The sequence below is a fragment of the Cyclobacterium sp. genome (assembly GCF_014762705.1).
In the GTDB taxonomy this organism is placed as follows: Bacteria; Bacteroidota; Bacteroidia; order Cytophagales; family Cyclobacteriaceae; genus Cyclobacterium.
Map to the genome: position 1 here is coordinate 122838 of NZ_JABURL010000013.1, position 22129 is coordinate 144966.

The 22129-nt window shown below is 41.8% G+C and carries 17 protein-coding genes; 8 read left to right on the forward strand and 9 right to left on the reverse strand.

Features of this window, described 5'->3' with window-relative positions; all coding sequences use genetic code 11:
- Positions 1-33: 33 nt before the first annotated feature.
- The 3 genes from HUJ21_RS01370 to sppA form a co-directional block, all read right to left on the reverse strand.
- A complete protein-coding gene (locus HUJ21_RS01370) occupies positions 34-2670 on the reverse strand; it encodes a valine--tRNA ligase (RefSeq protein ID WP_291366684.1) in 2637 nt (878 codons plus the stop codon).
- A gap of 123 nt (positions 2671-2793) precedes the next feature.
- On the reverse strand, positions 2794-3651 hold the full coding sequence (locus tag HUJ21_RS01375; protein WP_291366686.1) for an endonuclease/exonuclease/phosphatase family protein: 858 nt from the start codon (positions 3649-3651) through the stop codon (positions 2794-2796).
- 64 nt (positions 3652-3715) lie between these two features.
- On the reverse strand, positions 3716-5473 hold the full coding sequence (gene sppA, locus HUJ21_RS01380) for a signal peptide peptidase SppA (RefSeq protein ID WP_291366688.1): 1758 nt from the start codon (positions 5471-5473) through the stop codon (positions 3716-3718).
- A gap of 80 nt (positions 5474-5553) precedes the next feature.
- Here sppA and folK point away from each other — a divergent pair, with 80 nt between their 5' ends.
- On the forward strand, positions 5554-6039 hold the full coding sequence (gene folK, locus HUJ21_RS01385) for a 2-amino-4-hydroxy-6-hydroxymethyldihydropteridine diphosphokinase (protein ID WP_291366690.1): 486 nt from the start codon (positions 5554-5556) through the stop codon (positions 6037-6039).
- A gap of 9 nt (positions 6040-6048) precedes the next feature.
- On the opposite strand, the gene fabD is transcribed toward folK, so the two are convergent.
- The 3 genes from fabD to HUJ21_RS01400 all read right to left on the reverse strand — a co-directional run bounded on the left by fabD (position 6049) and on the right by HUJ21_RS01400 (position 10684).
- Entirely contained in the window at positions 6049-6927 is an 879-nt protein-coding gene (gene fabD, locus HUJ21_RS01390) for an ACP S-malonyltransferase (protein WP_291366692.1), read from the reverse strand.
- A 107-nt stretch (positions 6928-7034) separates the two neighbouring features.
- Entirely contained in the window at positions 7035-7658 is a 624-nt protein-coding gene (locus tag HUJ21_RS01395) for a carbonic anhydrase family protein (protein WP_291366694.1), read from the reverse strand.
- Positions 7659-7906: 248 nt separating this feature from the next.
- Complete coding sequence (locus HUJ21_RS01400; protein ID WP_291366696.1) at positions 7907-10684, reverse strand: gliding motility-associated C-terminal domain-containing protein; 2778 nt, start codon at positions 10682-10684, stop codon at positions 7907-7909.
- A gap of 686 nt (positions 10685-11370) precedes the next feature.
- Here HUJ21_RS01400 and HUJ21_RS01405 point away from each other — a divergent pair.
- From HUJ21_RS01405 to HUJ21_RS01435, 7 genes are all read left to right on the forward strand, one after another.
- On the forward strand, positions 11371-12054 hold the full coding sequence (locus HUJ21_RS01405; protein WP_291366699.1) for a succinate dehydrogenase cytochrome b subunit: 684 nt from the start codon (positions 11371-11373) through the stop codon (positions 12052-12054).
- A gap of 44 nt (positions 12055-12098) precedes the next feature.
- Positions 12099-14033: a fumarate reductase/succinate dehydrogenase flavoprotein subunit gene (locus tag HUJ21_RS01410; RefSeq protein WP_291366701.1), complete on the forward strand. Its 1935-nt coding sequence runs from the start codon at positions 12099-12101 to the stop codon at positions 14031-14033.
- 27 nt (positions 14034-14060) lie between these two features.
- Positions 14061-14810, forward strand: a complete 750-nt coding sequence (locus HUJ21_RS01415; protein WP_166142377.1) for a succinate dehydrogenase/fumarate reductase iron-sulfur subunit — start codon at positions 14061-14063, stop codon at positions 14808-14810.
- A gap of 160 nt (positions 14811-14970) precedes the next feature.
- Positions 14971-16380 (forward strand): sodium:solute symporter family protein, encoded by a 1410-nt coding sequence (locus HUJ21_RS01420; RefSeq protein ID WP_166142379.1) that lies wholly within the window; start codon positions 14971-14973, stop codon positions 16378-16380.
- 31 nt (positions 16381-16411) lie between these two features.
- Positions 16412-16852 (forward strand): GNAT family N-acetyltransferase, encoded by a 441-nt coding sequence (locus HUJ21_RS01425; protein ID WP_166142381.1) that lies wholly within the window; start codon positions 16412-16414, stop codon positions 16850-16852.
- A 1-nt stretch (position 16853) separates the two neighbouring features.
- Positions 16854-17924 (forward strand): alanine/ornithine racemase family PLP-dependent enzyme, encoded by a 1071-nt coding sequence (locus tag HUJ21_RS01430; RefSeq protein WP_291366705.1) that lies wholly within the window; start codon positions 16854-16856, stop codon positions 17922-17924.
- 154 nt (positions 17925-18078) lie between these two features.
- Positions 18079-18672, forward strand: a complete 594-nt coding sequence (locus HUJ21_RS01435) for a porin family protein (RefSeq protein WP_291366706.1) — start codon at positions 18079-18081, stop codon at positions 18670-18672.
- Positions 18673-18970: 298 nt separating this feature from the next.
- On the opposite strand, the gene HUJ21_RS01440 is transcribed toward HUJ21_RS01435, so the two are convergent.
- The 3 genes from HUJ21_RS01440 to HUJ21_RS01450 all read right to left on the reverse strand — a co-directional run bounded on the left by HUJ21_RS01440 (position 18971) and on the right by HUJ21_RS01450 (position 22004).
- Positions 18971-19852 carry a carbohydrate kinase gene (locus HUJ21_RS01440; RefSeq protein ID WP_291366709.1) on the reverse strand — a complete coding sequence of 294 codons (882 nt, stop codon included), beginning with the start codon at positions 19850-19852 and terminating at the stop codon, positions 18971-18973.
- Positions 19845-21188: a sugar porter family MFS transporter gene (locus tag HUJ21_RS01445; protein WP_291366711.1), complete on the reverse strand. Its 1344-nt coding sequence runs from the start codon at positions 21186-21188 to the stop codon at positions 19845-19847. Before HUJ21_RS01445 ends, HUJ21_RS01440 begins: the two co-directional genes overlap by 8 nt.
- A gap of 129 nt (positions 21189-21317) precedes the next feature.
- Positions 21318-22004 (reverse strand): hypothetical protein, encoded by a 687-nt coding sequence (locus HUJ21_RS01450; protein ID WP_291366713.1) that lies wholly within the window; start codon positions 22002-22004, stop codon positions 21318-21320.
- Positions 22005-22129 lie beyond the last annotated feature (125 nt).

Sequence of the window (22129 nt, forward strand, 5' to 3'; positions counted from 1 at the left end):
GATTGACCAATCCTTTTGCCATGGTCCTAAAAATTAAAACATTTGATCCAGCTTTTTCAGGCTTTCTTCAAGTGCATTTATTTTTGACTGCGCATCAGCCATTTTTTTCTTTTCCTTTATGACTACAGCCTCAGGAGCATTGTTGACAAACCTTTCATTTTCCAGCTTTCTGGATACCGCATTATAAAAGCCTCTTGTATATTCCAGTTCCTTTTGCAGAATCTCTTTTTCCTGTTCGGGATCTATCTGTATTTCGATTGGAATAAAAATTTCATCCGCCTTTACCACAAAGCTTACTGCATTTTCTTCCTTCTCAGCAAAACTTATCGACCGGATATTGGCCAGTTTTTTAATAATCCCACCAAACTGCAGGTACAAATCCTCATTTTTGGTGTTAATGGTCATTTCCAATGTTTCCTTTGGAGAGATCCCTTTTGATGCCCGGATATTTCTGACTTGGGAAACCACCTCAAATACCTGCTGGGCCTTTGATATAATAATTTCGTCAAATTCTTTTAGTTTAGGCCAGTCAGCACACATCAGGGCCTCTCCTTCTTTTCTTTTATTGATCTGCTGCCACAACTCCTCTGTGATAAAAGGCATAAAGGGATGTAACATTTTCAGCAGGTTTTCAAAAAACACGAGGGTTTTTTCCTTGGTTGCCTGGTCTATTGGTTGCTGATAATCAGGTTTAATCATTTCCAGATACCATGAACAGAAATCATCCCAAATCAACTTGTAAACAGTCATCAAGGCATCAGAAATCCGGAATTTCTCAAAATGATCGGTCAATTCCGAGAGGGCTTGATTAAACCGGCTTTCAAACCAGAGAATAGCGGTTTCATTGGGAAGGCCCGTTACAGTTTTTACTTCCCAACCCTCAATTAAACGATAGGCATTCCATATTTTATTGCTAAAATTCCTTCCCTGTTCGACTAATTTTTCATCAAAAGGGAGGTCATTTCCTGCAGGACTGCTGAACAGCATACCAGTTCTCACTCCATCTGCTCCGTAGGTATCTATCAGCGCCAGTGGATCTGGAGAGTTTCCCAGAGATTTGGACATTTTCCTGCCCAGTTTATCTCTTACGATTCCTGTCAGATACACATTTCTGAATGGCTTTTCGCCTGTATATTCATAGCCTGCGATGATCATCCTGGCTACCCAAAAGAAAAGAATTTCCGGGGCTGTGACCAAATCATTGGTAGGGTAGAAATAACTTAAATCCTTATTTTTCTTTCCTGTTTTGAAAAATTCCGGGTCAAAAACAGAAATGGGCCAAAGCCAGGAGGAAAACCAGGTATCCAATACATCTTCATCCTGTTTTAAATCATTGGCGGTAAATTGTTGGTCGTATTGTTTATTGGCCAGTTGAACTGCCTCTTCCGGGGAAGCAGCCACTACATAGGATCCATTGGGCAAGTAATAGGCCGGTATCCGGTGCCCCCACCAAAGTTGCCTGGAAATGCACCAATCACGTACATTTTCCATCCAGCTTTTGTACATGTTTTTGAACTTTGGAGGGAATAACCGTACAGAATCATCCATTACTGCCTTGAGCGCAGGTTGGGTGATTTCTTCCATTTTCAAAAACCATTGCATGGAAAGTCTTGGCTCAATGACAGCGTCTGTCCTTTCCGAATGCCCCACATTGGAGGCATAATCTTCTTCTTTTGGTAGCTGACCGGCTTTTTGGAGTAATTTTGCGATTTTTTTTCTTGCAATAAAACGGTCTTCACCTACCAGCAATCCGGCTTTTTCATTAAGGGTACCATCGTCATTTAAAATGTCGATCACCTCCAGTTGGTGTCTCATACCAATCTCATAATCATTGATATCGTGGGCAGGTGTAATTTTTAGGCAACCTGTTCCAAATGTCATGTCCACGTAGGTGTCTTCTATGATAGGGATGGGCTTATTGATCAATGGGATCAATGCTTTTTTTCCTTTCAGATGCGCATATCTGGGGTCTTCGGGATGCACACAAATCGCAACATCGGCCATGATGGTTTCAGGACGGGTGGTCGCAATAGTAAGTGTTTCTTCAGTCCCTTCAATTTGATAGGCAATGTGATAAAGTTTGGAAGCTACTTCCTTAAAGATTACCTCATCATCCGAAAGGGCTGTTTTCCCCTTAGGGTCCCAATTGACCATTCGAATGCCCCGGTAGATTTTTCCTTTTTGGTGCAGATCTACGAATACCTGAATTACGGCCTCACTCAGGTCTTTATCCATGGTGAACCTGGTCCTTTCCCAATCGCAGGAGGCCCCCAGCTTTTTGAGTTGTTCAAGGATTATTCCACCATATTTTTCTTTCCATTCCCAGGCATACCTCAGAAATTCCTCCCTGCTAATGGATTTTTTTTCAATCCCCTTCTCTTTTAGCATGGCCACCACCTTGGCCTCTGTAGCAATGGACGCATGGTCGGTACCTGGTACCCAACAGGCGTTTTTCCCTTCCATTCGAGCCTTTCTTACCAATATATCCTGAATGGTGTTGTTCAGCATGTGGCCCATGTGAAGTACTCCAGTTACATTAGGAGGGGGGATCACTATTGAATAGGCTTCCTTTTGATCGTTTGGTTCTGAATGAAACATACCATGATCCATCCAGTATTGGTACCATTTAGATTCAGCGTTTCTGGGATTATATTTGGTTGAACGTGCCATGCGATTTTTAAATTTGAAGGGCAAAATTAATACATTATGGCTGAAGGTATGCCATTTGCTCCGGCTAATTAAAAAAAAAGGAAAATCACCGGATTTTACCGCTGGAAGAAAATTTCGATAGGGTTATTCCCGAAACATGAGCCGAACCATTACCGGAAAATGATCTGAGGGATACTTTTTCCCATAATTGTCGGTAAGCGTGGCATGGTGGGAAATGGTGAAATCGTCGCTTATAAAAACATAGTCAATCCTCCTGTCAGGAAACAAATCCCAATTGAAAGCATTAAATGTACCATGAGTACCATGTGATGGGGTTTTGGAGGCATCCTTGCTGTCTTTCAGGCGACCATCTTTAAGGAGTTCTTTGTATGCGGGATTATCAGCTTCTACATTGAAATCACCCGTTACTATACAGGGCAGGTTTTCTGTATTGATTTCCTGGATTTTTTTCAGTAATAATTTACTGCTTTCTTCCCTGGCTTTTTGTCCTATATGGTCATAATGCACATTGAACACATAAAATTCATTTCCTTCCTCTGTTTGAAATTTCCCCCAGGAACAAACCCGATTGAGGGCTGCATCCCATCCCTTGGAGGGTTTATCTGGAGTTGGGGAGAGCCAAAACGTATTTTTATCCAGCAGTTCAAACTTGTCGGGATTGTAAAAAACAGCGCTGAACTCCCCTTCATTTCCACCCGTATCCCGACCAACGCCAATGTATGGATACTGTAAGTCCTTACTAATATCCTCCAGTTGGGTATACAGGCCTTCCTGGGTTCCTATAATATCCATTTCATGAAAGCGGATAAGATTGATTATATGCGGCGAGCGGTCTTTCCAAAGATTGCCTTCATCTCCCGGGTTATCAAACCTTATATTATAAGTGGCGATATTGTAGGTTTCCTGGGCATATAAATCAATCTGTAAAGGGAAGATCAGAAAAGAAAATGCTGCCAGGAAGTTTATCAGTAATGAATTCATTGCAGTATTTTGAATATATTTAATACAATTAAAATTGGTAAATTTAATTTTGTTTACAAATTATTCAGTTAATTTCTAACTGAAAAGGTAGAATAGTCATTTTTCCCTGCAGTCTATTCACCCTTTCCAGGGTCTGAAACAGTTCATATGAATATCCCATTGTAATTCGCTGATAGGTTCCTTGTACATCAGCCCCAAAATCTGATAGCAGTTGTTCCAGCAAACTTTTTTGTTTTGGGTACAAGACGACCCGGTAGTCTTCATCAAGTCCGGCTTTTTTGGCAGCAATACCAATGGCATCTTCAAAATCTCCAAGCACATCCACCAGGCCTGCCTCTTTGGCTCTTTTGCCAGACCATACCCTTCCACCCGCTACTTCAATTACCTGTTCCCTGCTCATTCCCCTTCCTTCTGCTACCCTGTTGATAAAGGTGTCATAAATTTTCTCAACGGAATTTTGCATGATAGCCATTTCATTTTCTGACATCTCTTTGGTAGGATTTAAAAAATCAGAGTAAGTGCCCGTGCTGACTGCATCAGTGGTGATCCCAAGCTTATTGTTCAGTAATCCCTGTGTGTTGAACATAATGCCAAAAACACCTATTGAGCCTGTAATGGTATTGGGTTGGGCCACAATGGTATCGGCAGCTGCAGCGATATAATAACCTCCTGAAGCAGCATAATTGGACATGGAAACGATCAAGGGTTTTTCTTTTTGGGCCTCCGATAATTCTCTCCAAATGACCTCCGATGCAACAGCCGAGCCTCCGGGAGAATTGACCCGCAGCACAATGGCTTTCACATCTTCATTTTTCCTCGCTTTTCGGATTTCCTTTAAAAAGACTTCCGAACTGATTTGATTAGGGGCATTTCCGCCAACGATCTCCCCATCGGCCATGATTATGGCGATTTGATTTCTTGACAACCTGTTCTTTTCTTTGGTTGTTTGATTAAGGCCTGATATGTTTATACTGTTAATATCATCATCTTCCTCCAGGCCCAATTTTTCCCTTAGCTTGTTTTTCACCTGATCATCGTACCAAAGGGCATCTACCAATCCTAAATCTACAGCGTCCTGGCTGGTTCTGACCAGCATGTTATCATTTATTTCCTGTACTTTATCCTCCGGGATCATACGGCTCCTGGCCACTTCCGCTACCAAAACCTCATTCAGGTCTTCCAGATAAACACTGGTTTGAAGCCGGTTTTCTTCGCTCATTTTTTCCAAAATAAATGGCTCGATGGCACTTTTAAATTCCCCAACACGAAAAATAACCGGTTTAACTTCTATTTTTTCAAAAAGGCCTTTAAGGAAAATACTGTTGGCTGCGAAGCCATTGAATTCCAGGTCCCCGATAGGATTGAGATAAATTTCGTTAGCGACAGAGCAAAGAAAATAACCTGATTCCGAAAAATATTCCCCATAAGCAACAATGAATTTCCCACTGTCTTTAAAATCTTCCAAAGCTTTTCTGATTTCAAGAATATGAGATTGTCCGGCCGCAATTAGCCCGCTTTCCAGGTAAATACCTTTAATATCCTCATTTTCCTCTGCTGCCTCTATGGCGTTCAGGATTTGGTTTAATCCCACATTGGCTACTTCACCCAAAAAAGGAAGTGGCGGCAAAGAAAAATCATCTTCGGGAGCCCTTTCAACAATGTTTACCCCATTTAAATTGATGTGTAAAAGGGAGTTTTCCTTAACAGTAACTTCTTGTGAACCCGCACTGATGGCGATAATTCCCGCGATAATAAAAAATGCGAGCACCCAGAAAACTAGTAACCCTACAATTACTGCCAAAACGTTGCTCAAAAATTTCATAAATATTATCCGTTTTATTAAGTTCCAAAATTAACCTATTTTTGATAAAACTGGGGTATTTCGGAACAATAAAATTTGCTATGCACAGGGTGGTTTTGAGTTTGGGCGGAAATGTGGGAGACAGGCTTGCTTTAATCAGGAAGGCAATGGAATTACTGGTTAAGAAAATGAAACTGCTACATGCGTCTCAAATCTATGAGACTGCAGCCTGGGGTGGGAATTCAGAGGCAGCATTTCTCAATCAAGTACTTGTTTTGCACACTTCCATGGAAGCAGAGGCAACATTGGACTTTATTCAGGAAATAGAAAACCGATTGGGGAGAAAAAGGGTGTTGAAATGGGGAGACAGGACCATGGATATTGATATCCTGTATTTTGATAATAGCATCATTCATACAGACCGGCTTCAGGTGCCTCACAGGCTGATGCTTTCCAGGAATTTTATTTTAATCCCATTGACAGAGATTTTGCCCGAGGAGCAACACCCTGTAAATAAATTAACTCACCGTGAATTAGTAGAGAGATGTGAAGACCGATTAACCGTCAGACCAGTGTCTGACGGCTAATCTGGCGCATCATTCCAGGGCACCTACTTCTGCTTCCTTATGAATTTTCTTGACCAATCCCTGAAGGACTTTTCCTGGCCCACATTCAATGAATTTTAAGGCACCATCTTTAACCATGTTTTGTACAGATTGGGTCCATTTTACAGGAGCAGTCAATTGGGCATTCAGGTTTTCTTTGATGGTTGCAATATCCAATACCGCAGCACTGCTTACATTCTGGTAAACCGGACAAATAGGTGTGGAGAATGTGGTATTGTTGATGGCCGTTTCAAGCTTCACCCTGGCAGGTTCCATCAGCGGAGAATGAAATGCCCCTCCAACAGGTAAGGGAAGGGCCCTTTTTGCCCCTGCTGCTTTCATTTTTTCACAGGCGATTTGTATGCCTTCCAGACTGCCTGATATGACCAACTGACCGGGACAGTTGTAATTGGCGGGCACCACTATCTGGTCTTTGATGGAGGCGCAGATGTTTTCCACCTGCTCATCCTCAAGGCCCAATATTGCTGCCATGGTAGAGGGGTTGATTTCGCAAGCCTCTTGCATGGCAAGGGCTCTCTGGTGTACGAGCTGCAGTCCATCTTCAAATTTTAGTACACCATTGGCTACCAATGCGGAAAACTCACCCAATGAATGACCTGCCACCATATCGGGATGGAAAGTCTCTGAAGTGAGTGCTGCAATAACAGAATGAAGAAATACTGCGGGTTGGGTGACATTGGTCTGCTTCAGGGCTTCAGCTGTGCCTTCAAACATGATGTCTGTTATTTTGAAACCTAAAATCTCATTGGCTTGATCAAATAATTTTTTGGCTTCAGGCCTGTTTTCGTAAAGGTCTTTTCCCATACCGGGAAATTGGGCTCCCTGGCCCGGAAATACATAAGCTACCATGATAAAAAGATGTTTTTGTTGGTTCAACCTCCAAATATAAGCAAAAAAATAAGGCAGGTTGAAACCATGGGTTTCCCTGCCTTATTTGTTAACCTCCTTGGGTGTTGCTAATCTTCATAAAAAGTAACCAGGCCGGTTTCTACATCATACACCGCACCAACCACTTTGATTTTTCCTTCTTTTTCAAGACCATTGATAATGGTACTTCTTTCCCTGATTTCATCCATGGCTTCAAATACATTCAATTCAGCCACTTTTTCAATAAACTCCGGACTATCTACCTCGGCCCGGGTCTCTTTAGATGCCCTGTCAATTGCAGGCTTTATTTTATGTAATAATGCCGTAATATTCCCATCCTTGACTTTTTTACAGGCACTTGTTACTGCCCCGCACTTGGTATGACCAAGCACCAGCACCAACTTTGATCCTGCATATTTTATGGCATACTCCATGCTACCTAAAATATCTTCGTTGACCACATTCCCAGCTACTCTGGCGCTGAAAATATCCCCTAATCCCTGGTCAAAAATCAACTCTGCTGAAGTCCGGGAGTCAATACAGCTTAATACTACTGCAAATGGCCATTGCCCATCCCTGGTTTCATTCACCATTTGAAGCAGGTTCCTGTTGGTCCTGAGGTTTTTAAGAAACCGCTCATTACCTTCTTTTAAAATGGTCAATGCCCCTTCGGGGCTTAAGCTATCCTGGGTCGTTTTAGTGTGGGCTCTCATAATTAAAATTTATTGTTTTACTCTCTTAAATTATTTCAAAAATTATTATTGTTTACACATTCATTTTTAAGGACATAACTTCTACCACTACGGAGTTCGGAATAGCCGGTCGGTCCCTGCCTGCCGAAACCGATTTCAGGAAATTGATTCGGGCGATTCTCAGAATGGGAATCCCTCCTTTGTGTCGCTCTCCTCAGTCTCTATTTATTATCCATTTAAGGGATCAAAAAACCCATTAAATTGCGGGGTCATTTCATCAGCTGAATGGTCCCTTTTATTTTTCTTTGCCGTTGGCTTTCATCCAGTACATTGAATTGGATGGTCGCCTCATAATAATAGGTCCCTGAGGGAAGTAAATTGCCCTCGGTGTCTCGTCCATCCCAGTTAATATAAATGTTATTCTCCGCAGCCAGAGTACTATTGTACTGGTGTACTTTTACACCCCATCGGTTGTAAATATTTATGTCCACAGCTTCAACAAACCTCGGGCATTTGTCATAAGGATTGTCAAAAGCCTGAAATGTCTCATTGATATTGTCCCCATCAGGGGTAAATACATTTGGAAGCTCATAATTGGGACAATTATCCACGCAAACGATATTGCTCGGTTCACTTTCGTTGCCCGACCTGTCAATGGCTGTAATATAATAACAGCCTTTTAACTCTAACAATCCATCGATCCGGGTATCCGTATTGATGACGGAAACATTGCTTACAAGATTAAAAGTTCCTTCCTCCCCTGTTTCGGAAAAGTAGATCCGGTAACCATTTAGTTCGGTATCACAATTGCCCGAGAAGTCTGGCTCCCAGCTTAGATCATGGTAGAAATCACTGAAATTACACGGTTTGTCTGCCAGAAAAGCTTCACATTCAGGCCCTTCATAGGTCAATACAGGTGGACAGGGAAGGCGGTCATCATCAGGCCTGGCACAAACCACCTGTGATTTATTGGCCAAAGGATAAGTCAAAATATCCAGGTTATAATTGCCATTGGTTACAATGTAATAACAATATTCTTTTTCTGTATCCAATGGAATTCCATTGTGGCTTCCATCATCCAGATAGACAAATCCCTCCTGGGTAACATCTACCTCTGCAATCAGACTAAAATTTTCAGTGTCATTTGCTTCCGGGTCAGTCCTGTTTCTGTATATCAAATGGGGGAAAGAACTGACTTCATTGTTCCAGGGAACGTTAAAACTCCAATTGAGCTCAATGGCTTCGTTAATAATGGTAGGATCTACCCTAACTGAGGAGGCAATGCTGCTTGTATCGATTTTTTCATCCTCCGAAATCAGGATTACTTTGTAATTATAAACCAGATTTTCCGTGTTCAAATCTGTATCTGTAAATACCGTATCAGTGGTGGTAATCAGGGAAGTGGTATTGCTCTGGCCCATAAATCCCTGGTTCCGAATCAATTCATAGGAATAAGGTCCTGGATAAAGGTCAGTGTCAATATCGTAAGGAGGAGTCCATCTTACAAGCATTTCTCCCGACTCAGGATCAGTATTCTCTACACTTACATTGGTAATGATCGGGACATCCACATCTACAGTGATGCAAATTTCTTCAGAAACATAACTTTCTCCACTTCTTGGAGCTGGGAAGGCTGCCACCAATCGGTAACAATAGGTGTTACCCGGACTAAGCCCCATATCCTCATTGGTGTCAGTGAAACTAATTTCTTCTATATTGGTAGTGCCTACCAATTCATAACCGGGTCTTATACCGGTTTCACAGGAATCCGGTTCATAGGGATCACTATTGATCCTACGCCATACCTGCATGGTTTCTGCCCCATTGGAACAGATATACGGGTCCCATTCCAGTTCAGCAGATCTTCCCTGTTGCTGCTCGATGGCAAAGGGAACTGGCGGTGGTGCCACTATAGTAATGTTCCAGGTTTGAATATCAACAAGTGAAGGCCCTGATTGGGGTTGGTCCCGGATACGTACCCTTACCTGATAATTTCTTGCCCGAACATGGTTACATATGGTTTGCCATTCAAAGTTGATGATTCCGGGAGAAGGCTGGAAAATGGATTCAGGATTATAAGAAGCAGGAGAAGAGGTGATTTCAATAGGGTCACCAAACACTTCGATCATGATAGGATCTCCATCCGGATCAAAGCCTTGAAATATCTCGGTAATATTGGTTCCGGCCTCTACACAAATGTCCTCTGGCATGATTAATTCGGGCCTTCGGTTATCGGTATTTTCTATTATGATCTGCATATCCCTCAATACGTATCCTATGCGGACCCATTCTCCGGCAACAAACCGCCACTCCTCTATCCGAAAGGCCACATTGTACTGACCCGCGATGCCGGGTGCGTCCCAGACTAAATCTCCGGTCACTGGATCAAGTTCAAGAAACGGGGGAGTGGTGCCATCCTGCCTGGTAAAACTGAATTCCCCCGAAGCCGGGCTTCTGTAGTTGTTTACTTCTCTTTGAAAAGCTTGTTTTGGAACATCCAGTACATAAGCCAGGCTGTCTCCATCCGGATCGTAAGCTCCGGGATTATGGATATAGGTTTGGTTCACAGCCCCATTGTCTACAGGAGCGATGGTCAGTATGGGAGAATTATTGACACCCAAAAAAGGATCAATTCTGATCATCGTTTCAATGTAAAACGGCGTATCCACCGATTGATCCATGTTTAACGTATTGGCATTCCGGTTGAACTCCATAAAACGAATGGTGTAATTACCAGGTCCCTGATAGGTATGGGTAATCACGAAAATATTCTTTTCTATGTTGTCGCCGAGACTTTCTGTTACATTAAAATCACTTTCAGTATTTAAAACTTCTTTTCGGCCATCTCCAAAATCAATTTCCCCAGGACCAAATATTACCGTGGAACGGGTATCTGTATATCCCACTACAGTAATTTTATACGTTAAGGTTTGAGTAGAAATTCTTTCAGCAATAATCTCCCCGGCTCTGATGTGGGTAGCCCAGGTGGTAGAAATTGAGGCGATCATAATGCCGAGTAACCCCAAAAGAAAATAACAGTATTTCATAAATTTATAATTGTCTTTTAGCGGCCAAAACTTGTTCCGCAATAAAGGTAAGGATAACCTGTCCCAACCTGCCCCGAACCTATTTCAGGAAAATTGATTCAGGAGAACCCGGCATGTTGCATAATCCTCCCTTTCTGTGTCGCTTGCTCCATGCTTGATTTCAAGTTCCGCATTTATTTCTGCCTATTGAACCACTATGCGCTCAAAACGATTTGTTAAAATTGTAGTCTGCTTTACCCCAATACAACTATGCCTAACAACAAAACGTTTTTGTTTTTTCAATGGTTACCCTAAATTATATCTTTATTAGGAATATTTCATTTTCTTTGAAAATTTATTTAAGCAGATAGTTGGAAATAGAACCTGTCTCAGACTTGTTTTTTGTTAACGCTCCTTGCAGCATACTATTTTCTGATTGTTTATTTTGTAAGACAGCAGTATCTCATGAATGGATTTAACTTGTTATACCTTTCCTGTTACCTTTTAATTTCACTTTCCAGATGTTTATTGATTTTAATGAACAAAGCCCATGTTGCTTTGGTTAGATTTTTTGAAATAGAGACACATTTATTTAGAACTATTTAAAATAAGAGCATTGATTATGGTTTGATTGTTTGCTATTGATTCCAAATGTAAATTTGGCTTTAATAAATAACTTTGATCAAACCATAATAATAAAAAATTATATGAGTTGGGTATTTAAAACCTTAAATAGTACACTGGGCAAAAAATTGTTAATGGCCCTTACGGGATTATTTCTGATTTTGTTTTTAGTGGTTCATTTAGCGGGGAATTTACAATTGCTGATTCCTGATGGGGGAAAATCCTTCAATATTTACGCTGAAACCATGGCAAGTAATCCTTTGATAAGGATAGTAGGTATTGTGAATTTTGGTTTCATAGCTTTGCACGCCATTTATTCCGCCATCCTTACAAGATACAACAAAAAATCCCGCCCGGTGGGCTATGCCGTTACCAAGAGTTCTGCCAACAGCACCTGGAGCTCCAGAAACATGGGAATCCTTGGGTCTTTAATCTTGATTTTTATCCTGATCCATTTGAGGGGTTTTTGGTATGAATTTAAGTTTGGTGAAATGCCTTATGTCACTTACGATGGAGTAACCTACAAAGATGGTTTTGCTATCGTTTCGGCAGCATTTGGAAATATTATTTACGTGATCTTCTATGTGTTCAGTATGGCAGTTTTGGCTTTCCATCTGTCTCATGGATTTTCCAGTGCATTTCAAACATTGGGTGTAAATCATAAAAAATATACACCCTTTATCCAAAAACTGGGAATAGGCTTTGCCATCATCGTTCCGGCCTTATTTGCCTTGATACCAATAGTCATGTTTTTACAAAGCAGTTAACTGACTGAAAATAGAAAATAAAGGGAATTTAAATTTGAATATTAATGAAACTTGATTCAAAAATACCCAGTGGTCCTTTGGCTGAGAAGTGGACTAAACATAAATTTAATGTAAAATTGGTCAATCCTGCCAATAAAAGAAAATATGAAATTATAGTGGTTGGAACCGGCCTTGCGGGGGCCTCTGCTGCTGCTTCACTTGCGGAGTTGGGATACAATGTAAAGGCATTTTGTTTCCAGGACAGTCCCCGAAGGGCCCATTCCATTGCGGCTCAGGGTGGCATCAATGCAGCAAAAAATTACCAGAATGATGGAGATTCTGTTTTCCGGTTGTTTTATGATACCATTAAAGGAGGGGATTATCGGTCCAGAGAAGGCAATGTTTTCAGATTGGCGGAGGTATCGGTAAATATCATAGACCAATGCGTAGCTCAGGGAGTTCCTTTTGCCCGGGAGTATGGTGGTCTTTTGGCCAACAGGTCTTTTGGGGGCGCCCAGGTATCCCGGACTTTTTATGCCCGCGGTCAAACCGGACAGCAGTTGTTGCTCGGTGCCTATTCTGCACTTAGCAGACAGGTAGCAAACGGAAAGGTAAAGTTATATCCCAGGACAGAGATGATGGATGTAGTGGTTGTAGATGGTAAGGCCAGGGGAATCATTACCCGAAACCTTATCACCGGAGCCATTGAATCACATAGTGCCCATGCGGTATTGCTTTGTACCGGCGGGTATGGGAATGTGTTTTTTCTTTCTACCAATGCCATGGGTTCCAATGTAACTGCAGCATGGAGGGCACATAAAAAAGGTGCTTTTTTCAGCAACCCTTGCTACACACAGATTCACCCAACATGTATTCCTGTCTCCGGAGACCACCAATCAAAACTGACCTTGATGTCGGAGTCTTTAAGAAATGATGGCCGGGTTTGGGTTCCAAAAACCCAGGAGATGGCAGAAAAGCTCAGAAAAAAGGAAATTGCGCCAAAAGACATTAAAGAAGAAGAACGCGATTATTATCTGGAAACCAAATATCCTTCTTTCGGTAACCTTGTACCCCGGGATGTGGCTTCCAGAAACGCCAAATATGTATGTGATGAAGGCCGGGGTGTAAATGAAACCGGGGAGGCTGTATTTTTGGATTTTCGGGATGCCATTAAGAGGGATGGTGAGGATGCTGTAAGGGGTAAGTATGGTAATCTTTTTGATATGTATCAACAAATTACCGGCGAAAATCCTTACCAAACACCGATGAAGATTTATCCGGCGGTACATTATACCATGGGAGGCCTTTGGGTAGATTACAACCTGATGACATCTGTTCCCGGACTTTATGCACTTGGTGAAGCCAATTTTTCAGATCATGGTGCCAACCGTCTGGGGGCTTCTGCGCTCATGCAGGGTTTGGCTGATGGCTATTTCGTTGCTCCTTATACGGTTGGAGATTATTTGGCCAATTTGCCTTATGAAAAAATTGCCGAAGATCATCCCGAATTCAAGAAAGCAGAGGATGATGTAAAAGCCAGGGTAAAGCAACTGCTTACCATAAATGGAGACAAAACAGTTGACCACTTTCACAAAAAGCTGGGAAAGATCATGTGGAATCACTGCGGAATGGCCAGAAATGCAGCAGGGCTTACGAAAGCAAAAGAGATGATCCGGTCACTGAAGGAAGAATTCTGGTCCAATGTAAAAGTGCTGGGGACCGGAGAAGAATTAAACTTATCCCTTGAAAAGGCGCATAGGGTTGCTGACTTTCTGGAGTTGGGCGAGTTGATGATAGATGATGCCTTACACCGAAATGAGTCCTGTGGAGGTCATTTCAGGGATGAATACCAGACACCCGAAGGCGAAGCTTTGCGGGATGATGAAAATTTTGCCTATGTAGCTGCCTGGGAGTATCAGGGAGATGGCAAAGATGAAGTTTTGCACAAAGAAGAGCTGGTATTCGAAAATGTCAAACTAACCCAAAGAAGCTACAAATAATTGATTGTAACCTAAAATTCATAAAAAATGAACCTTACTTTAAAAGTTTGGAGACAAAGAAATCCATCTGAAAAGGGTGGTTTTAAAACATATAAAATTAGTGGGATTTCTGCTGACATGTCTTTTTTGGAAATGTTGGATGTGCTGAATGAGGATCTTTCCGACAAAGGTGAAGATCCGGTACATTTCGACCATGACTGTCGTGAGGGTATTTGCGGAATGTGTTCCCTTTATATCAATGGACAGCCCCATGGACCCCATCAAACGACCACATGTCAGTTACACATGCGATCTTTTAAGGATGGAGACACCATCACCATCGAACCCTGGCGTGCCAATGCCTTTCCCATTGTAAAAGATTTGGTAGTAGACAGAAGTTCATTTGACAGGATCATTCAGTCAGGAGGATATGTATCAGTCAATACCGGGGGTGTTCCAGATGCCAATGAAATACCTATACCTAAAGTGATAGCTGACGAATCCTTTGACGCCGCAACCTGCATTGGTTGTGGAGCCTGCGTGGCTGCCTGCAAAAATGCCTCTGCCATGTTGTTTGTGTCAGCAAAAATTTCTCAGTTGGCTTTATTGCCCCAGGGTAAAGTGGAGAAGAGAGAAAGGGCAGAGAAAATGGTTGCCCAAATGGACAAAGAAGGTTTTGGTGCATGTACCAATACCGGAGCATGTTCCGCTGAATGTCCGAAAGAAATCAAACTGAGCAATATTGCAAGGATGAATAGGGAATATTTTTCAGCATCTCTGAGTACGGAGAATGTCTAAAAATTCAATAAATACTTTAAAAGACCGGAATTCCGGTCTTTTTTTTATCTCATTCTGAGTGTGTCCAGCCTTTTTCTTAGCTATCATTTTGCTCAGGATTAGGATTTTTAAAATTTTATTGTTTTCATAAGAAGCAATTTATAGACCTAACCAAAGAAAAATGTCTTATATAGATTTATCTATTTTCATTGTTTACATGATTTTAATGCTCGGGGTAGGGTTTTATTTCATGAGGAAAAATTCCGGACAAGATGACTATTACGTAGGCGGTAGAAACATAGGAAGTTGGCACATAGGACTTTCTGTAGTAGCCACCGATGTAGGGGGAGGTTTTTCTGTAGGGCTGGGCGGACTAGGTTTTTTGATGGGTTTGTCCGGCAGTTGGATGTTATTTACCGGACTGTTGGGCGCATGGATGGCTGCCGTGTTGCTCATTCCAAGGGTTAGATCCAACCCGGACTTTGAAAAATTTTATACCCTACCCCAGATTTTTCAACACATTTTTGACAGGAAGGTGGGAATACTGGCCGCGGTCATTTGTTTTGTCGGCTACCTGGGATTCACCTCTTCTCAGCTTTTGGCGGGTGCCAAATTAGCGGCAGGAACTTTCAAACCACTGGATCTCAATGTAGCGCTTTTGATCATGGGAATTATCGCTGTGGTCTATACTGTATTGGGAGGACTAAAGGCCGTCATTTATACCGATACAGTTCAATGGATTGTCCTTATGGCTGGGTTTATTTTTATTGGTCTTCCGGTTTCTTATTTTCATGTTGGAGGTTGGGAAGCCATTAGAGAAACATTGCCGGCTGAATATTTTTCCCTGGCCAATCTGCGTTGGCAAGACCTGGCCAATTGGGGGATTACCATTTTACCCATTTGGTTTGTAGGGATGACTTTGTATCAACGGATTTTTGCCAGTACAGATGTGAAATCTGCTAAAAAAGCCTGGTTTATTGCCGGATTATTTGAGTGGCCCATCATGGCCTTCATGGGTGTTTCGTTAGGACTTTTGGCCAAGGTGGCATTTGAGCAGGGGCTTATTGCAGTCAGTCAGGACGACCTGGATCCAGAGATGGGGCTTCCCATATTGTTGAGCACTGTATTGCCACCAGGAATCATGGGCTTGATGATGTCAGCGTATTTTTCCGCAGTGCTGTCTACGGCTGATTCCTGTCTGATGGCAGCATCCGGAAACCTTACCACGGATATATTCGGGAGGTACCTGAAAACAAAAAATGACGGGTTTGTCATGCGAATGAGCCAGTTATTTACCTTAATTATAGGTGCATTGGCCCTGGTTATTGCCATTCAAATGACAAATGTCTTGGAATTGATGTTGTATTCCTATGCTTTTATGGTATCAGGCTTACTGGTACCTATCATAGCAGGACTTTTCTGGAATATGCGGTCTCCTGTGGCTGCCATGGCCTCAATGATCATTGGGGGAGGCATCACTGCCGGGCTATCCATGTTTGACCTAAACCTGCCATTTGGTCTGGATCCCAACTTTTTCGGGGTTTTTTCATCTTTAGCAGTGTTTTTGCTTGTTTATAAGCTAAGAAAGTAAGTCACATATAAAAAAACAAAATATAAGGTAAATGTCTACTATTGAAACACTTTCAGCAATTGATAATGCCACCTATTTACAAAAAAACGAAATAGCTGATTTTTTATTCCAACATTTGGATCAATACGGTGATCCTAAGACGCATATCATGCGTTGCCTGGATTATGCCCTGGACCAGGCCGGGGATAAAGGGGGATTCGTTGTGATGGCCAGAGAGGAGGGCAAGATCGTTGGGACTGTAGTCGTAAATAAAACCGGGATGTCGGGTTATATTCCTGAAAATATCCTCGTTTACATAGCTGTCGATGCTTCCCAAAGAGGGAAAGGATTAGGAAAAAAATTGATGCAAACAGCAATAGATATGGCTCATGGTGACATCGCTTTACATGTTGAGCCGGATAATCCCGCTAAATTTCTTTACGAGAAACTGGGGTTTACAAACAAATATCTTGAAATGAGACTAAAAAAATAAAATGGCGTTTTTAAACCTATATCGTGATAAGCTAAGGGAAAACTTCGAATTTTTGAAGAAAGAGTTCGATGATAATGATGTGTCCTGGGGAGTGGTTTCTAAAATTCTCTGCGGTAATCGAAAATATATCAAAGAGTTGATTGATATGGGGGCCGATGAAATCCATGACTCCCGGATCAGTAATCTTGCAAAGGTAAAGGAAATCAATTCCGCCGTTCAAACGGTTTATATCAAACCTCCTTCCAAGAGGAACATTTCGGATATGGTCCGGTACGCTGATGTAAGTCTGAACAGCGAATTGAATACCATACGCTGGATCAGTGAAGAAGCTGTCAAACAGGATAAAAAACACAAAATAATCATTATGGTGGAGACGGGCGACCTCAGGGAGGGTGTCATGGGCGACCATTTGATTGATTTTTATGCCAAGGTTTTTGACCTGCCAAATCTTGAAGTAATCGGGCTGGGTACCAATCTCAATTGTCTGAATGGGGTGATGCCTTCAGCAGACAAGCTGATTCAACTTTCTCTTTACAAACAGATCATAGAACTAAAATTCAATAAGAAAATCCCCTGGGTATCTGCAGGTACTTCCGTGACCATTCCATTGATGCTGCACCAACAGCTCCCCAAAGGCGTCAATCACTTTAGGGTAGGAGAGACATTGTATTTTGGAGCAGACCTATTTGAAGAAAAGACCATTGAAGGGATGAATCCGAATGTTTTCGAATTGTTTACTGAGATCATTGAAATGCAGGAGAAACCCCTGCTTCCTACAGGTAGCCTGGCCACAAATCCGCAGGGAGAGGTGGCAGAAATAGATGAATCTTTGTATGGAAAATCTTCATTTCGGGCAATTCTGGACTTGGGATTATTGGATGTAGACCCCAAATACCTGATTGCGGGAGATGGGGATTTTGAGATACTGGGAGCCAGTTCGGATATGCTGATCATCAATCTGGGGGAAAACCCGAAAAATTACAAAGTGGGTGACCTGATCAAATTTCACCTAAAATACATGGGTGCTTTGGCCATTCTTAATTCCAGTTATATCGAAAAAAGGGTGGTTTAATACCTAAAATAATTTTAGGTAATTGTACGATAAAACTTTTAGATTTATGTATTCAACTCATATTTAGGGGTTTGAGACTTGATTCCGTAAACAAACGATTTTTGGCATCAAATTGGTTTCCTGGTGTAAGTAATTAACCAACTTATTATTTACCATGAAAAAGATCGTATTATTATTTTCAATGATTGTCTCATGTACAGCCCTTGTTCAGGCACAAAATGATACAAGTAAGTCAGGGTTCGGGATCCGTGGAGGAGCCAATTTATTCAACTGGAGTGGATCTGACATCAGTAGCAATGAATACACCAATCGGGTGGGATTTCATGCAGGAATTTATGGAAACAGTTTCCTCGGAGATAAGTTCTCGATAGAGCCGGGGTTGTATTACTCCGTTAAAGGAACTCAAAATGACGACATGGTCAATTCCAGGGCGGTGTTGAATTATTTGGATTTTCCAGTTTTGTTTCGCCTTTATGCCACCGAAGGAGTGAATTTTTTTGTAGGCCCTCAGGCTTCGTTATTATTAAATTCCACTTTCGAAGCTGATGCATTGGGCAATACTTATGGCTGGGAAACGGAAAGCATCAATGATCTGGATGCGGGATTGGTAATTGGATTGGGGTATAACCTGCCTGTGGGGTTGAATCTGCAGGCGAGTTACGACCTTGGTCTGACACCGGTTTTCAAGGATTCTGATGCAGATGTCTATAACAGAGGATTCAAGCTATCTGCAGGTATCAGCTTTTAAACCGTTTCATCGCATCAAGGTTCCTGACAGTCTGTCCCCTATAAAATCGGGAAGGGCTTAGGATGCAGGAAATCAGTCACTTCGGAGACTGAAACCTGGTCAACGCTAAGGTTCGCCCGAAAAGGGGAAAGTGAAGCGGCTGAGTTTAAAGCGTTTTTAGTCCGCAGTAGATTTCTAATGCATATTTCGGATTTAATACGGAACCAGGATAGCAGATTTATCAACTATTTTGGTTTGCCAATAGTTGCATTCAGACCCGGAGACAAATTTGAATTTAAATTGTTTTCGGGTTTTTTGTTTACAGGTCCTTTATCTGGCTGATGTCCGATTCGTTGTACTGCGGCGTTCCACCACTGAATGTAGCCACCAAAGCGCCCAGGGCACAGGCAAAATCAAGGATTTTTTCCGGGGATTCCCTGGAAAGGTATTTGCTCACAAATCCTGCTAAAAATGCATCTCCGGAGCCAACGGTGTCTTTTACAGCTACAGGATATCCCGGATGGCTGATTATTTCACCCTCCTGGTAAATAGCAGCGCCCTTACTGCCTAAGGTTATACAAATCATTTCAAATTCGAAAAGTTCTGTTAATTTTTCAAGCGCAGCCTCCATCTTATTGGGAAGGTCATAAAAATCTGCCAGCAAGGTAAGCTCATCCTCGTTTAACTTGAGTATATCCGCCTTTTTCAGTAGGTATTCCAACAAATCTGCAGCGTAAAATGGCGGTCTGAGGTTGATGTCAAATACCTTTAGCACTGGTGTTTCCAGGAGTTTTTCAAGTGTAGCTTTGCTTGTCTCATTTCTTGCTCCCAGAGTGCCGAAAATAAAGGCATCTGCATTCCTGACCGCTTTGTCCATTTCTTCAGACCATAGGATGTAATCCCATGCGGCTGGTTTAACTATTTCATATTTTATATTTTCCTTATCCCTGTCATCTACATTCACCGTTCCGGTGGGATAGGTAGCATTTATTTGAATAAAATCTTCTGAAAGCCCGTATTTTCTAATAAATGACAGCAATTTCTTGCCCAATTTATCCTCACCAATGGCAGAGATCATTTTAACATCCATTCCCAGGTGAGCCAAATGAAGGGCCACATTCATAGGCGCACCTCCGGCGATACTTTCTTTTGGAAAAATATCCCATAGCATTTCTCCGAAACAGATTATTTTTTTATGCATTTTTTGTGATAAAATCTTTTTGAATTTCTTCCAGCGACCTGCCTTTTGTTTCCGGCATTTTGAAAGTTACCCATAACAACTGCAGCACCATCATCAGGGCAAAGAAACCAAAGATGATTACCGGACCGAATTGATTGGCAAGTAAGGGAAATACGTTGGCGATGATGGCCGCTAGGATCCAGTGCGTGAAGCTGCCGATGGATTGCCCGTAAGCCCTGAGCTCGTTGGGGAAAATCTCAGAAATAAACACCCATATTACAGCTCCCTGACCAATGGCATGAGAAGCAATAAACATGAAAACGAAAATGGGTAAAAAGGCACTGCTGATTTGTCCTCCGGAAAAAGAATAAGCGATCAATATCAAGGAAATGATATAGCCTACAGAGCCCATGTACATGAGTTTTTTTCGACCGATGCGGTCGATTAAATAAAGACCAAACAAGGTAGCCACCATATTCACTGCACCAATCCCTACGGTGGATAGCAATGCACTTTCCGCACTTATTCCTGCCATCTCAAATATCCTTGGAGCAAAATAAATGATGGCATTAATCCCTGATAATTGATTGAAAAGTGCTATCAATATGGCCAGCATGGTAATTTTAATGTATTTGGAATGAAATAACGCCATAAAGCCGACTTTAACCCTGGTCAATTTTTTCTCTTCAAGCGCCAACCTGATGGCTTCATCCACCCCTTCGGGATCAGTCTTCTGTAGTATTTTTTCTGCTTTTTCGAAATCATCTTTTTTAGCAATCAGCCACCTTGGACTTTGCGGTACTTTCAATACCAGGAGTGTATAAATCAAGGCCGGAATGGCTTCTACGCCCAACATCCATCGCCAGCTACTGACGGTAATACTGATATCGATCAGGTAGTTGGAAAAGTAGGCCACCAAAATCCCAAAAACAAGGTTAAACTGAAATAAGGCCACCAGCTGCCCCCTGTTCTTTGCAGGGGATATTTCGCTGATGTACATGGGGGCGACCACCGAAGAAGCTCCAACCCCTATTCCTCCGATAAAACGGAAGAACATAAAGGAATTTACTTCAGGGGCAACTGCAGATCCCAAAGCAGAAATAAAATACAGGACACCTATCCATATCAACGATGTTTTTCTTCCATATCGGTCTGCTGGTATGCCTCCAAAAAGGGCTCCGATAACTGTACCGTAAAGGGCTATGGCCACTGCCAGGCCATGGCTCCAGTCACTTAAATTCCAAACTTCCTGAATCTGCCTTTCGGCTCCTGATATAACCGCGGTATCAAAACCGAATAAAAATCCTCCCAAAGCCGCAACCAAGGAAAGAAATAACACATAACTGTTGATTTTCATAAAGTAATCGCTAATGACAATAACTTTTAAATCTAAACAGATATGGGCTTTTTAAAAAGTTTAAATGAAAATTAAATACCAAATGATAGGTTTTTAACCTATCCGCAGGCTGTTTGTCAGTTCACAGGATTATTTTCCAATAAAAATCCTGTAGAAAAATTGAAATTGCATCAGCATATCTGATTTAATTCTTTTTTGTTGCTGATCATTTCCTTCCAATTCAGAAAAAGGACTCACCACTAAAGTTGCTTCCAACCCTATATCAGCATCTGATTGGAGATCTTTGTATATTCCCAATCTAAATGGCAGATAAATTCCGGAATCAGAAGCGGAATAAGTTTCAGTTCTTCTTAAAGGGTCATTCAGAATCAATCTTTCATCTGTTCTTTGGGAGTAAAAATAGCCCAGCCCCAATCCGGTATAAACTTTAATCAAAGAAGGAAGGTATCCACTCTGGTTTGGATTAATGTGATAAACAGGCATGACATCTGCATAATATATATTTCCCCTAAAAGCATGAGGTAAATTGGATTCAGCGATTTTGTCTATTTGTTCGGTATTGTAAAAATCTCCGCTATTCACCATCTGCCATCCTAATGTTGCCTTAACATCGAAGTGGGTTTCAATCTTTTTGTTGTAATCGAGGGATAAAACAGGAAGTACTTTAAATTTGAACTTGCTGTGTACGCCCGTGTTGTCACCGTACATTTTGGCGGGTCCAATCCCGATCCCCAACCTGTCAGTTCTGTCATCCTGGGCATGTGAAAAGCCGGCGATGAACAAGAAACTTATAAAAAGGAATAAAAGTGCTTTCATGTGTTTATAATTGTTTCTTAATGGTCACATGCCTGCCTGTCGGCAGACAGGGAATCTCCCATGCTTAATAATCATATCAGTGTTTGATGTTCTCGTCCTGCTCGATTTTATCTGTTTATTTTTTG

Bases quoted from the DNA above. Each gene is read 5' to 3' on its own strand.
- HUJ21_RS01370 (WP_291366684.1), bottom strand. From the start codon at position 2,670: ATGGCACGTTCAACCAAATATAATCCCAGAAACGCTGAATCTAAATGG.
- HUJ21_RS01375 (WP_291366686.1), bottom strand. From the start codon at position 3,651: ATGAATTCATTACTGATAAACTTCCTGGCAGCATTTTCTTTTCTGATC.
- sppA (WP_291366688.1), bottom strand. From the start codon at position 5,473: ATGAAATTTTTGAGCAACGTTTTGGCAGTAATTGTAGGGTTACTAGTT.
- folK (WP_291366690.1), top strand. From the start codon at position 5,554: ATGCACAGGGTGGTTTTGAGTTTGGGCGGAAATGTGGGAGACAGGCTT.
- fabD (WP_291366692.1), bottom strand. From the start codon at position 6,927: ATGGTAGCTTATGTATTTCCGGGCCAGGGAGCCCAATTTCCCGGTATG.
- HUJ21_RS01395 (WP_291366694.1), bottom strand. From the start codon at position 7,658: ATGAGAGCCCACACTAAAACGACCCAGGATAGCTTAAGCCCCGAAGGG.
- HUJ21_RS01400 (WP_291366696.1), bottom strand. From the start codon at position 10,684: ATGAAATACTGTTATTTTCTTTTGGGGTTACTCGGCATTATGATCGCC.
- HUJ21_RS01405 (WP_291366699.1), top strand. From the start codon at position 11,371: ATGAGTTGGGTATTTAAAACCTTAAATAGTACACTGGGCAAAAAATTG.
- HUJ21_RS01410 (WP_291366701.1), top strand. From the start codon at position 12,099: ATGAAACTTGATTCAAAAATACCCAGTGGTCCTTTGGCTGAGAAGTGG.
- HUJ21_RS01415 (WP_166142377.1), top strand. From the start codon at position 14,061: ATGAACCTTACTTTAAAAGTTTGGAGACAAAGAAATCCATCTGAAAAG.
- HUJ21_RS01420 (WP_166142379.1), top strand. From the start codon at position 14,971: ATGTCTTATATAGATTTATCTATTTTCATTGTTTACATGATTTTAATG.
- HUJ21_RS01425 (WP_166142381.1), top strand. From the start codon at position 16,412: ATGTCTACTATTGAAACACTTTCAGCAATTGATAATGCCACCTATTTA.
- HUJ21_RS01430 (WP_291366705.1), top strand. From the start codon at position 16,854: ATGGCGTTTTTAAACCTATATCGTGATAAGCTAAGGGAAAACTTCGAA.
- HUJ21_RS01435 (WP_291366706.1), top strand. From the start codon at position 18,079: ATGAAAAAGATCGTATTATTATTTTCAATGATTGTCTCATGTACAGCC.
- HUJ21_RS01440 (WP_291366709.1), bottom strand. From the start codon at position 19,852: ATGCATAAAAAAATAATCTGTTTCGGAGAAATGCTATGGGATATTTTT.
- HUJ21_RS01445 (WP_291366711.1), bottom strand. From the start codon at position 21,188: ATGAAAATCAACAGTTATGTGTTATTTCTTTCCTTGGTTGCGGCTTTG.
- HUJ21_RS01450 (WP_291366713.1), bottom strand. From the start codon at position 22,004: ATGAAAGCACTTTTATTCCTTTTTATAAGTTTCTTGTTCATCGCCGGC.